Source organism: Rhizobium ruizarguesonis (assembly GCF_012349115.1).
Lineage (GTDB): Bacteria > Pseudomonadota > Alphaproteobacteria > Rhizobiales > Rhizobiaceae > Rhizobium > Rhizobium ruizarguesonis.
Genome location: NZ_PQIG01000122.1, coordinates 114,270 through 126,826, shown reverse-complemented (window position 1 = coordinate 126,826; position 12,557 = coordinate 114,270). Strand labels below are relative to the sequence as shown.

The window sequence follows — 12,557 nt, the reverse complement described above, 5'->3', positions numbered from 1 at the left end:
CAAGGAATGAGCATGACCTCGCGCGGCTTCACCACCATCGAGAATGAATGGATTACGCTGAAGGATGGGACGCGGCTTGCCGCGCGCATCTGGATGCCGGATGGTGCGGAGAAAGATCCCGTTCCCGCCGTCTTCGAATTCCTGCCCTATCGCAAGCGGGATGGAACCAGCCTCAGGGATGAGTCGACCTACCCGGTATTCGCGGCCGCAGGCATTGCCGGCGTGCGCGTCGACATACGCGGATCCGGAGAATCCGACGGGGTCATCGACGGCGAATATACCGAATGCGAGCTTGCCAATGCCTGCGAGCTGATCGCCTGGATTGCCGCGCAGCCATGGTCGAACGGCTCGATCGGCATGATGGGCATCTCCTGGGGCGGCTTCAACAGCCTGCAGGTCGCAGCATTGCGCCCGCCGGCGCTGAAGGCCGTCATCTCGATCGCCTCGACCGTGGACCGATATAACGACGACATCCACTACAAGAACGGCTGCCATCTCTCCGCCCAGCTCTCATGGGCGGCGACGATGCTCGGCTACCAGTCGCGGCCGCCCGACCCGGCGCTTGTCGGCGAGCGCTGGAAGCAGATGTGGCTGGAACGTCTGGCGGGCGAACCCTTCTTCATGGAGGAGTGGCTGGCCCATCAGCGGCGCGACGATTTCTGGCGTCACGGCTCGATCTCAGAGGATTTTTCGAGCGTGGAGATCCCGACGCTGGTGATCGCCGGCTGGGCGGACGGCTACCGCAATACGCCGCTGATGGCAGTTGAAGGCCTGGGCAAAAAAGCCAAGGCGCTGATCGGCCCCTGGGTCCACAAATATCCGCACTTTGCCTGGCCGAAGCCGCGCACCGATTTCCATGGCGAAGCGATCGCCTGGTGGAACAGATGGCTGCGAGGCGAGAACAACGGCATCGACCGGTTGCCGCAGGCCCGCGCCTATATTCTCGACGCCGTCCGGCCTGCCCCGCGACGCGACAGCGATCCGGGCTTCTGGGTCGCCAAGGACGTCTGGTCGATGCCGCAGATGCAGTGCTTCTATGTCGAGCAGTTCGGCAAGCTGACGGAAGGCATGCCGATCCCGCATGCGCCCGAACATTCCGTCTATCTCCGCTCTCCGCTCGACACCGGGACGGCATCCGGTGAATATTTCACGCTGAAGCCCGACGCCGAAATGGCGGTCGATCAGCGCTTGGACGATGCCGGCTCGCTGGTCTTCGATACGATGCCGCTTGCTGGCGATTACGACTATCTCGGCCGGCCCGTGCTGACGCTTGCGCTACGCTCCCGGGCAACCGGTGGGAACCTCTGTGCCCGGCTCGTCGATGTCCATCCGGACGGCACGGCAACGCGTGTCGCCTTCGGCGTCCTCAATCTTACCCACCGGGACGGCAATGCAGATCCCAAGCCGCTGATGCCAGGCGAGAGGGTGTCGATCCGCCTCGTGCTCGATGCCTGCGGTTATCGCTTCCGTAAGGGGCATCGCATTCGCCTTTCGCTTTCTACCGCCTATTGGCCGATGATCCTGCCGCCGCCTGATGACGAGGGCATCGAGGTCGATATCGCCGCACTCGGCCTGGGGCTGCCGATGCTCGGCGAGCACCAGCGGATAGACATCAAGGAACCGGCCAATCCCGATCCCCTGCCGAAATACATCGAGCATGCGGGCGCCGCGACCAAGCGGCAGGTCGTCCGCGACCTCTCGGTCAACCGAACAGACTATCACATCCACGAGGATACCGGGCTCACCGAACACCCCGAGACAGGTCTCTCGACCCGGCAATTGCGGGAGGAAGTCTGGTCGATTTCACCCGACAATCCACTGTCGATGACCGGGACGTCGACCTGGACCTGCGACATGCGCCGCCCCGGCTGGTTCGTGCGAACGGTCGCGACCGCGCGGATTGCCTGCACCCGGACCGACTGGATCATCAGCGCTGTCGTCACCGCCTTCGAGGACGATGTTCAGGTCTTCGAAAAGGTCTTTGCGGAAAAGCGGATCGCGCGCGACCTGATGTGACCATCAGGCCGCCGCAAAACGCCTTGTGGCCTCGCAGACGGCGCGGAAGCCGTCGCGTGCGCCATCGCTCATGTGGCGAGCGCGCAGCCACGCATGCACCATCTGCGGCTCCTCCCGGAACCAGACTTCGACGCCCTCCGCGGTGAGCCGGGCGGCATAGTGCCGGCCGTCGTCCCGGAGCGGATCGAAATGCGCGACCGTGATGAAGGCCGGCGGCAGCCCGGCAAGCGAAGCTGCATGCAGCGGCTCGGCGATCTCATTGCCTGCCGGTGCCAGCAGGATCTGGCGGTAATAGGCGACATCCGCCGTCGTCAATCCCGGAGCCGCGGCCATTTCGACATAGGAGCCCGTATCGAGGTCACCGCCGAGCGCGGGATAGATCAGGACCTGGCCGACGACGCCGGACGGGCCCTCGTCGCGCGCGCGCAACGCAAGGCCCGCCGCCAGATTGGCCCCGGCGCTGTCGCCGATCAGCACGACCTTGCTGTTGGCGGAAAGCAGATGCTTCAACACGGTAAAGCCGTCATCCGTCTGCGCCGGCCAGCGATATTCAGGGGCCAGTCGGTAATCGACCGAAACAAGTTCCGCGCCGGCAAAATCGGCGATCTCGGCGCAGATGGCATGATGGCTCTCGAGCGAACCGACGACGAAGCCGCCGCCATGAAGATAGAGCAGAATGGTGCGTGTGCTGATTTTGCGCGGACGGTAACGCCGGATCGGGATGCGCTGGAGCATGCCGTCAGCAAAGATCATCTCCGGGGGCAGCGGGCGGTCAAAGCGCGCACAAAGAGCGTCGTACCAATCTCGCTGCTGCTCGATCGACGCTTCAACAGCGTCTGGCGGATAGAAGGCATCGCAAATCGCGAGAAACTGCAGGATGCCCCTTTCGGTGGGGACAGGTGGTTGAGCGGACATGGAGGTCCTTTCGCGATTTGGGAGATGACAGATCATGTCCCTGGCCGACTCTGTCCTCATCATGCGCCTCTGTGACACGGACGATCTGTCTGGCCGCGACCCATGGATGTCGCGGCTTTCAAAATTCGCGATAATTTTTTTCATCGCTGGCCCAAGGAAAGTCATCCGAGAAACGTCTCAATCTCGAAATAGCATCTTGCTTGGTAGCATGGGGTAGGTGCGGAATTGGACGCGGAGCTCATAGAACGAGCGCAGGGCGGCGACCGGGAGGCTTTCGGGCAACTGGTGTCGCGCCATTATGATTTCGTCCATGCGACGGCGTGGCGATGGTCTGGCAGTTCCACGGATGCCGACGACATCGCCCAGGAGGTCTGCGTCAAGCTCGGCGCGGCGATCCGCAGCTTTCGCGGCGCCAGCCGATTCAGGACATGGCTCTATACGCTGACGCTCAACGCCGCCCGCGACCATAGACGCAAGCTTGCACGAGAGGAGCAGACATTCCGCGCCTACGCCGCCGAACCGCAGCCCGATGCGCCGGCCGGACATGACGACGAGCTATCGAGCGAATTATGGGCCGCCGTGCGCGCCTTGCCGGAAAGGCAATGCGACGCCGTGCTGCTCGTTTACGGCGAAGGCCTCAGCCATTCGGCTGCTGCCGATGTCATGGGCTGCTCGGAGGCGACCGTGTCCTGGCAGGTCCATGAGGCGCGCAAAAGGCTGAAGACCGTGCTCGGCAAGGAAGAGGTATGACCGTGGACAAGGAACTCGAAAAGCTCTCCCGCCTGATACCGCCGGCAGCGACGCCGGAGGCGCGTGCGCGTGCGCTTGCTGCCGCGATGCAGGCCTTCGACACCGCAGAAAATAGTGCGCCGGCAGCCCAAGGAAATGCGAAAGGCTGGCGTCAAAGCTCCATCATCAACTGGATATGGAGTCCTGCCATGAACAAGAAATTCCTCGCCGGTTCAGCGCTTGCGACGCTGCTGGTCATTCCGGCCGCCGGTTATCTCGCGATCGAGTTGACCCGCAACGGATTGCCGATCGTCGACCAGACTGAGATCGCCGGAAACCTTTCGAAAAGTGAGGCGTCGAAACAACCGGCCGCAACCGCCGGTCAGCCGGTTGCGGTCGCGCCGCAAATACCGACCGGGAACGACAGCCTGGCTGAGCAATCTGTTGGTGTCGCGCAAGCGCTGCAGGACAAGGAGGCACCGGACCTCGCGAAATCCGATGCGTCGCAGACATCCGAATTCGATGCCAACGCCGCCCTCACGAACAAGCCGGAGGGTTCTGCCGCGGCACTAGGGGCGGCCAAACGCTCTGTACCGGCCGCTCCCGGCGTCGCCCCCCAACAGCAATTGGCCGAACCGATGGCCGCCATCGCCCCCTCGCCTGCTCCGCCTGCGGAGGGGCGTGTCCAGATGCAGCTCGATCCCAATCGCGAGCGGTTTGCCAATGCAGCGGCTAATCCGATCAAGAGCGTCGCGACGGATCCGGTTTCGACCTTCTCCGCTGATGTCGACAGCGCGTCCTATGCCTTCGTCCGCCGGTCGTTGACAGGCGGGGCGATGCCCGATCCACTATCGGTCCGCGTCGAGGAGATGATCAATTATTTCCCCTATGACTGGCCGGGTCCCGATAATGCCGATCAACCTTTCAAGGCGACGGTGACTGTCATGCCGACCCCGTGGAACCACGACACGGAATTGATGCATGTGGCGATCAAGGGCTATGACATTGCGCCGGCGACCACGCCGCATGCCAATCTTGTCTTCCTGATCGACGTGTCGGGCTCGATGGACGAGCCGGACAAGCTGCCGCTGCTGAAGAGCGCCTTCCGGCTTCTGGTCAACAGGCTGAAACCCGACGATACCGTCTCGATCGTCACCTATGCCGGCAATGCCGGCACGGTGTTGACGCCGACACGGGTGGCGGAGAAATCGAAGATCCTTTCGGCGATCGACAGGCTGGAGCCCGGCGGTTCGACCGGCGGCGCCGAAGGCATCGAGGCGGCCTACGATCTTGCCAAGCAGGGCTTCGTCAAGGACGGCGTCAACCGGGTGATGCTAGCGACGGACGGCGACTTCAATGTCGGCCCGTCGAGCGACGAGGACTTGAAGCGCATCATCGAGGAAAGACGCAAGGATGGCATCTTCCTCACCGTTCTCGGCTTCGGGCGGGGCAATCTCAACGATTCGCTGATGCAGACGCTGGCCCAGAACGGCAATGGCAGTGCTGCCTATATCGACACCTTGGCGGAAGCGCAAAAGACGCTGGTCGAAGAGGCCGGATCGACGCTGTTTCCGATCGCCAGCGACGTCAAGTTCCAGGTCGAGTTCAACCCGGAACGGATCGCCGAATACCGGCTGATCGGCTACGAGACGCGGGCGTTGAAGCGCGAGGATTTCAACAATGACCGTGTCGACGCCGGCGATATCGGCTCCGGCCACAGCGTCACGGCGATTTACGAGATTACGCCCAAGGGAAGCCCGGCAGTGATGAATGACGACCTGCGCTATGGCGCTGCCGATAAGGCGCCGGCCGCGGCCGCTGACAGCGCCCATCACGGCGAACTTGCCTTCGTCAAGATGCGCTACAAAAAGCCGGGAGAGGACAAGAGCGCGCTCATCACCACGCCTGTCGACGACAACAACGCGGTCGCCACCCTCGACGTCGCGCCGCAGGATGTCCGTTTCTCGGTGGCCGTCGCCGCCTTCGGCCAGAAACTGAGCCACGTCGCGGCCGTCGACACCTACTCCTATCAGGCGATCGCCGATCTCGCCGCGGCATCGCGAGGCACGGACACCTTCGGTTACAGGTCGGATTTCCTCGGCCTCGTCCGGCTGGCGGACGGCCTCAGTCAACGATGAGGCAAGAGGCACAAAACCGCACCAAACAAGAGGCCGTCCCAAAAGGGCGGCGTCTGTTGAGTGATTATCCCAGTCTCGACCCGTTGGCGGTGAGATAAACAGCGTAGAGAGACGTGCTCGCGGTGATGAAGAGGCGATTCAATTTCTCGCCGCCGAAAGCGACGTTGGAGACGCCCTCGGGAATATGGATCTTGCCGATCAAAGTGCCATCCGGATCATAGGCGTGCACACCGTCGCCGGCGCTCGTCCATATCCGGCCTTTCCGGTCGACGCGAAAACCATCGAAAAGGCCTGAGGTACATTCTGCGAAAACGCCGAGATCGGTCAGGCTCCCGTCAGTCGAGACTGCGAGCTTTCTGATGTGACGCGGACCGCCGGGCAGATGCGTTGCCCCGGTGTCGGCGACGTAGAGCAGCGTCTCATCCGGGGAGAAAGCAAGTCCATTCGGCTTGACTAAATCGGAGGTCACCTGATCGGTCGAGCCTGTTGCCGGATCATGCCGGTAGACGTGGCATCCGCCGATTTCCGCCTCGCCATAGTCGCCCTCGTAGTCGTGGAGGATGCCGTAGCTCGGGTCGGTGAACCAGATGGTCCCATCGGACTTGACGGTGACGTCGTTTGGAGAATTGAGCCGTTTGCCTGCAATCTGATCGGCCAGAACGGTGATCCTGCCGTTGAAGTCCGTGCGCGTGACACGGCGCGTCAGATGTTCGCATGTGATCAACCGGCCCTGATCGTCGACCGTGTTGCCATTCGAATTGTTGCTGGGCGAGCGGAATACCGTTGTATGCCCGCTGGTATCGTCGTAGCGCATCATGCGGTTGTTGGGGATATCCGAAAAAACCAGATAGCGCCCGGCGGCAAACCAGGCAGGCCCCTCCAGCCAGCGGCCACCCGTCCAAAGTCGCTCGACGCGGGCGTGACCGACGAAGCAGCTTTCAAAACGCGGGTCGAGAACCTCGAACCCCGTACCGTCAATTTGCCCGAACATGATGCTCCTCCGTTTCCTTCAAATTGTTATCGATATCATCTTGTCGCGTTTTGAGGGCTTCGTACAGATACCGATCTGCCGGCCTTTGCGAAAATGCCCCAGGAATCCTGGTTCTTGGGCTTTGGAATGGTGCATTCCTGCAATAATATCGATTGTACGATGATAGCGATAACTTTATCGTGTCTTAGACTACCCAACTCGGAAGCTTGTTTGAAAGCGGAGACCAGTGAAAAACGAGGATGAGCCGAAAGACAAGCGTCTCAAGCCGGGAGACGCGCAAAAGCTGACGATGGCGGAGGTCGCCAAATATGTCGGCGTATCTGCCATGACCGTTTCACGTGCCTTTCGCCAGGATGCGAGCGTTTCCGAGGAAACCCGGAAGCGCATCATGGAAGCCGTCGACGCGCTCGGTTATGTGCTCGATCTGTCGGCCGGCAGTCTTTCGTCAAGGCGGAGCGGCTTCATCGCCGCCCTGGTGCCCTCGATCAACAATTCGAATTTTTCCGACACCGCACGCGGCATGACCGATGCGCTGCAGAATACCGGCCTTCAACTCCTTCTCGGCTATACCGACTATTCGGCGGAGAAAGAGGAAGAGCTGATCGAGGCGATGCTGCGCCGCCGCCCCGAAGGCATCATCCTGACCGGTGGTTCGCACACGGCGCGCGCGCGGCGGATGCTCGTAAAAGCCGGCATTCCCGTTGTCGAGACCTGGGAACTTCCGGAAGATCCGATCAATCAGGTCGTCGGCTTTTCCAACAGTGAGGCGATGTCCCTGCTGGTGCGGACACTTGCCGGTCAAGGATATCGGAAGTTCGGTTATATCGGCGGAACGACGGCGCGCGATACGCGCGGCAGCCAGCGGCGAAGCGGTTTCCAGAAAACTGTCGAAGAATTGGGCCTCGGACCGGGACGGATGATTTCCTTCGGCGTCCCGCCTATCACCATGGAACAGGGAGGCCAGGCGATCGTCAGCCTGCTGGAGCGCTGGCCGGACACGGAAGTGGTTCTCTGCGTCTCCGACCTTTCCGCCTTCGGCGCCATCATGGAATGCACGCGCAGGGGAATGAAGGTTCCGCGGGACATCGCCGTTGCCGGTTTCGGCGATTATGAGATCTCGTCCATCTGTCATCCGCGCATTACCACCATCAATGTGGATTGTTATGGCATCGGTCGCCAGGCCGCCGCCCGCCTGCTGGATACCCTCCATACCGGCGAGGCGACCGGCGATGAGATCACATTGACAGGCTATAAGGTTGTCTTGCGCGAAAGCACGGACCGGAACGGCGCGCCGACCGCTTGAGACCAAAGCGCCGCACGTCTTTTCAGATGCGCGGCGATGCAACACTTTGAATGGCTGCAGGGATCATACAGTCGGTCAGAAGGCGATCTGCACTTTCATGGACTTGCTGCGGTCGCCCGCCAGCTCGAAGGCGGCAACGGCCTCTTCGATCCCGAAAACACCTGTCAGCAGCGGCTTCAGATCGACGCGACGCGCGTTGATCAGTTCGACGGCGAGCGCAAATTCCTCGTGGAAACGGAATGTCCCGCGCATCTCGATTTCCTTCGAAACGATCATGTTCTGCGGGATAGAGACATCGCCGCCAAGGCCCAGCTGCACGAGAATGGCGCGGGGCTTAAGCGTCTCCAGGCCGGCGCGCACGGCTTTCTCATTGCCCGACGCTTCGAACATGACATCGAAGTATCCCTTGTCAGCGCTGTAAGCCGCGAGGTCGGCAGCATGGGTGGCAACGTTGATCGTTCGATCGGCGCCGCTGGTGCGGGCAATCGCCAGAACGCTGTCGGTCACGTCGGTCGCGACGATTTCGCGGGCGCCGAGAACGCGCGCCGCGACGATCGCCAACATCCCAATGGGGCCGCAACCGGTGACCAGCACCCGTTTGCCGAGCAGCGAGCCGGCGCGGTTTGCCGCATGCAGCGTCACGGCAAAGGGTTCGGCAAAGGCAGCCTCGTGAATGGAAATGCCGTCTGCGACCTTGTGGCATTGCCAGCGCTCCGCCACCAGCCGCTGGCGAAAGCCACCCTGAATATGCGGCATCGGCATGGCGCTGCCGTAAAACCGCATGTTGAGGCAGTGGTTTTGCTGTCCTTTCAGGCAATATTGGCAATGGTTGCACGGCCGGCTCGGGGAAACCGCAACACGGTCTCCGACGGCAAGGTCGGTGACGCCGGAGCCCAGCGCCTTGACCGTTCCGGCGATCTCATGGCCGAGGATCATCGGTTCGCGCAGGCGAACGGTGCCAAACCCACCGTGGTTGTAATAGTGCAGGTCGGAACCGCAGATGCCGCCGGCTTCGATGGCAATCTCCACCTGCCCGGCGCCAGCAACCTCCGGCTCGCGCTCTTCGATCCTCAGATCCTTGGCGGCATGAATGACGATGGCTTTCATATCGGGACCCTCACACGACGGGAGTTGGAAGCGGGCTACCTGCAAAATGCGCAGCGAGATTGTCTCTGACCAATTGGCCCATGGCCTTGCGGGTCTCGACAGTGCCAGAGCCGTGATGGGGCTGCAACACGACGTTTTGCAACGTCAGGAAACGGGCATTGATCTTGGGTTCGTTCAGGAAGACATCAAGGCCGGCCGCCTGGATGGTGCGGTCTCGAAGGGCTGCGATCAGCGCTTCTTCGTCGACGGTCGTCCCGCGGGAGACGTTGACCAGGATGCCGTTAGGGCCGAGCGCTTTAAGCACCTCAGCATTGATGATCTTCATGGTCGCCTCCCCGCCGGGGACGATGACGATCAGAAAGTCGGCCCAATCGGCAAGCGCGATCAGGTCGGGCTCGTAGGTATAGGCAACATCCGTGTGGTCATGGCGAGCGAAATAGGAGATGTCGCAGCCGAATGCAGCAGCCCTTCTGGCGATTGCCTTGCCGATCCGGCCCATGCCGGCGATCCCCACCTTCTTGCCCGAGACGCGCGTCACCAGCGGCATGGCGACACTGCCCCACTGGCCGGAGCGAACGAGGACATCGGCCTGAGGGACCTGCCTTGCCGTGGCAAGCAGCAGTCCGATGGCGATATCGGCGACATCTTCGGTCAGCACATCGGGGGTATTCGTGACGCGAATGCCGTTGGCGCGGGCATAGGACAAGTCGATTGCGTCGGTGCCGACGCCGTAACAGGAGACGATTTCCAGTTTCGGCAATTGCGCCATCAGTTCTGCGGACGCTCCCAGTTCGCCGCGGGTCGCTATGGCGCGGATATCCTTGCCGACCCTGGAGATCAGCTCCTGCCGGTCTGTCGCTTCCCAGAGGCGATGAATGCGGTAGTTCGCCTCCAGATCCACCATGTCCCATTCCGGATAGGCTCCGGCCATCAAGATTTCTACCTCAGGCATTCCGTTTCCATCCCGCATTTTGACAGTTGATTATGTTATCGATAACATATAATTCGGAAGAGGGATGTCAAGTGAGTTTCACCGCCGGCGGCAGTTGAAGCCGTCGCCGGCGGCGAGACTGGAGGAGTGATTTGCATGAAGAATTTGTTTGATCTTACCGGACGGCGCGCCCTGATCACCGGTTCGAGCCAGGGGATCGGCTATGCCCTGGCCGAAGGCCTGGCGCAGCATGGCGCCGAGGTGATCATCAATGGCCGCACGCCCGAAAGCGTCAAACGTGCGGTCGAGAGCCTCAAGGATCAAGGCCTCTCTGCCCATGCGGCGATCTTCGACGTGACCAGCAAGGACGCTGCCAAAGAAGGCATAGACGCGATCGAAACCGATATCGGGCCGCTCGGCATCCTGATCAACAATGCCGGCATGCAGTTTCGCACGCCGCTGGAAGATTTTCCGGCGGACAAATGGGAGCTGCTGCTGACCACCAATATTTCGAGCGTGTTCTACGTCGGCCAGGCAGCGGCCAAACCCATGATCGCCCGCGGACAGGGCAAGATCATCAACATCGCCTCCGTTCAAAGCGAACTGGCGCGCCCCGGCATTGCTCCCTACACGGCGACCAAGGGCGCGGTGCGCAATCTGACCCGCGGCATGTGCGCCGACTGGGCCAAGTACGGTCTGCAGATCAACGCTATTGCGCCGGGCTATTTCAAGACGCCGCTCAACCAGGCGCTCGTCGACAACCCCGAGTTCTCGTCCTGGCTCGAGAAGAGGACGCCGGCCGGACGCTGGGGCAATGTCGAGGAGCTGGTGGGTGCCGCCGTTTTCCTGTCGGGCCGCGGCTCGTCGTTTATCAACGGGCACACGCTTTATGTCGACGGCGGCATCACGACCTGCCTCTGATAGAGACGAGACCATGGGCTTCGAGCAAAAGGCATCGCCTCTGGCCATTGTCGTCATGGGCGTCAGCGGCTGCGGCAAATCCTCGGTTGGAGAGCATCTCGCCGCTCGAAACGGCATGCTGTTTCTGGAGGGCGACCAACTCCACCCCGCTCAAAATGTCGAGAAGATGGCGCAGGGCATACCGCTTGCTGACGACGACCGCCTGCCTTGGCTCGACCGGATCGGCGAAGAAATAAGGACCGCGCAAGAAACGTCGCAAGGATTGGTGGTTTCCTGTTCGGCGCTGAAGAGAAGCTATCGCGACAGGCTAAGACAGGCAGCGGGCGGGCGCCTGGCCTTTGTTTTCCTCGAAGGATCCCGCGACCTGCTGCTGTCGCGGATGCAGGCTCGCCAGGGCCATTTCATGCCGGCGTCGCTGCTCGACAGCCAGCTGCAGACGCTGGAGCCGCCGACCGGTGAAGCTGGTGTGGTGACGGTGGCGATCGATAATGCGTTGGATGATATTGTGGCGCTGGCTTGTCAGGGACTGAGCGGCATGGCCGTCAAGGGAGGAGATTATCATGCAGGATGACTACAGAGCAGATGTCGCCGTCATCGGTGCCGGCATCATGGGAACGGCGATCGTCACCCGATTGATCGAAACCGGGCATAAGGTATCGGTCTTCGACCTGGATACCGAAAAAGTCGCGGCTTTGGTGGCCAAGGGCGCAAGCGCGGCCGGCTCCGTGGAGGAAGCGGTCTCACGGTCGGCGTTTTGTGTGCTGAGCCTCAATCACGCCAGCATCGTCCGCGCCGTCGTCTTCGGCGAAAAGGGTGTTGCGCCGGCGGCAAATGCCGACAAGGTGTTGATCGACATGTCGTCGATCGACCCGGCCGACACGGCTGACATGGCGATGCGGCTGCGTCGGGAAACCGGCATGGCATGGGTGGATTGCCCGCTCTCCGGCGGCGTGCCGGGTGCGCTGAGCGGACGCCTGACGATCATGGCTGGCGGCAGCGCTGAGGATTTCGAACGGGCGCGCGTGGTGATGCGGCATCTCGCCGCCAATTACACGCTGATGGGTGCATCCGGCGCCGGGCAGACCACGAAGCTGATCAATCAGCTGTTTTGCGCCGTGCTGTTTCAGGCCGTCGCCGAAGCGGTCAAGCTCGCTGAAGCCGGCGGCGTCGATCCGGCCGCCATTCCGGCAGCCCTTGCCGGCGGCAGGGCTGATAACCGGATAATGCAGGAATTCATGGCAAAATTCGCTGCCCGGGATTTCTCTCCGACAGGCAGAATCGACAACATGTTGAAGGACCTGGATTCACTTCAGGCCTTCGCGCTGAAGACCAAGACGCCATTGCCGATGACCGGCTCCGTGGTCGAAATTCATCGCCTGCTCTGCGCTGCCGGCCTCGGGCCGAAGGACTCCGCCGAGATGATGCGTCTTCTCGACGGATTTCAGGCCGGCTGACATCAATCTCTCCGAGAAATTCGAGATCGTCATCTTTCCGCTTGACCATCCA

At 61.7% G+C, this 12,557-nt stretch carries 11 protein-coding genes; 7 read left to right on the top strand and 4 right to left on the bottom strand.

The genetic code is table 11. The features are described from left to right. Nucleotides 1-12 precede the first annotated feature (12 nt). A complete protein-coding gene (locus C3Y91_RS33160; RefSeq protein WP_168576302.1) occupies nt 13-2,016 on the top strand; it encodes a CocE/NonD family hydrolase in 2,004 nt (667 codons plus the stop codon). Nucleotides 2,017-2,019: 3 nt separating this feature from the next. Here the strand turns inward: C3Y91_RS33160 and C3Y91_RS33155 are convergent, their stop codons facing one another. Then, nucleotides 2,020-2,931, bottom strand: coding sequence for an alpha/beta hydrolase (locus C3Y91_RS33155; protein WP_168576301.1), 912 nt, complete (start codon nt 2,929-2,931; stop codon nt 2,020-2,022). Nucleotides 2,932-3,156: 225 nt separating this feature from the next. Between C3Y91_RS33155 and C3Y91_RS33150 the strand changes: the two genes are divergently transcribed. Together C3Y91_RS33150 and C3Y91_RS33145 are read left to right on the top strand one after the other, a co-directional pair. Continuing rightward, nucleotides 3,157-3,681, top strand: a complete 525-nt coding sequence (locus tag C3Y91_RS33150) for an RNA polymerase sigma factor (protein WP_018070705.1) — start codon at nt 3,157-3,159, stop codon at nt 3,679-3,681. Next, nucleotides 3,678-5,798, top strand: a complete 2,121-nt coding sequence (locus C3Y91_RS33145; protein ID WP_131589051.1) for a vWA domain-containing protein — start codon at nt 3,678-3,680, stop codon at nt 5,796-5,798. The genes C3Y91_RS33150 and C3Y91_RS33145 overlap by 4 nt, the downstream gene beginning before the upstream one ends. A 64-nt stretch (nt 5,799-5,862) precedes the next feature. Here C3Y91_RS33145 and C3Y91_RS33140 read toward each other — a convergent pair whose 3' ends face one another. After that, nucleotides 5,863-6,789: an SMP-30/gluconolactonase/LRE family protein gene (locus C3Y91_RS33140; protein WP_168576300.1), complete on the bottom strand. Its 927-nt coding sequence runs from the start codon at nt 6,787-6,789 to the stop codon at nt 5,863-5,865. A gap of 226 nt (nt 6,790-7,015) precedes the next feature. Here C3Y91_RS33140 and C3Y91_RS33135 point away from each other — a divergent pair, with 226 nt between their 5' ends. Next, entirely contained in the window at nt 7,016-8,092 is a 1,077-nt protein-coding gene (locus C3Y91_RS33135) for a LacI family DNA-binding transcriptional regulator (protein ID WP_018070702.1), read from the top strand. A gap of 75 nt (nt 8,093-8,167) precedes the next feature. Here C3Y91_RS33135 and C3Y91_RS33130 read toward each other — a convergent pair whose 3' ends face one another. Together C3Y91_RS33130 and C3Y91_RS33125 are read right to left on the bottom strand one after the other, a co-directional pair. Then, nucleotides 8,168-9,199, bottom strand: coding sequence for an L-idonate 5-dehydrogenase (locus C3Y91_RS33130; protein ID WP_018496300.1), 1,032 nt, complete (start codon nt 9,197-9,199; stop codon nt 8,168-8,170). Nucleotides 9,200-9,209: 10 nt separating this feature from the next. Further along, nucleotides 9,210-10,151 carry a 2-hydroxyacid dehydrogenase gene (locus C3Y91_RS33125; protein WP_168576299.1) on the bottom strand — a complete coding sequence of 314 codons (942 nt, stop codon included), beginning with the start codon at nt 10,149-10,151 and terminating at the stop codon, nt 9,210-9,212. A gap of 135 nt (nt 10,152-10,286) precedes the next feature. Between C3Y91_RS33125 and C3Y91_RS33120 the strand changes: the two genes are divergently transcribed. From C3Y91_RS33120 to C3Y91_RS33110, 3 genes are read left to right on the top strand one after another with little or no spacing between them, the layout of a single operon-like run. After that, nucleotides 10,287-11,051, top strand: a complete 765-nt coding sequence (locus C3Y91_RS33120; protein ID WP_168576298.1) for an SDR family oxidoreductase — start codon at nt 10,287-10,289, stop codon at nt 11,049-11,051. A 13-nt stretch (nt 11,052-11,064) separates the two neighbouring features. Continuing rightward, nucleotides 11,065-11,622, top strand: coding sequence for a gluconokinase (locus C3Y91_RS33115; protein ID WP_130680662.1), 558 nt, complete (start codon nt 11,065-11,067; stop codon nt 11,620-11,622). Next, entirely contained in the window at nt 11,612-12,505 is an 894-nt protein-coding gene (locus C3Y91_RS33110) for an NAD(P)-dependent oxidoreductase (RefSeq protein ID WP_130665987.1), read from the top strand. Before C3Y91_RS33115 ends, C3Y91_RS33110 begins: the two co-directional genes overlap by 11 nt. Nucleotides 12,506-12,557: the final 52 nt, after the last annotated feature.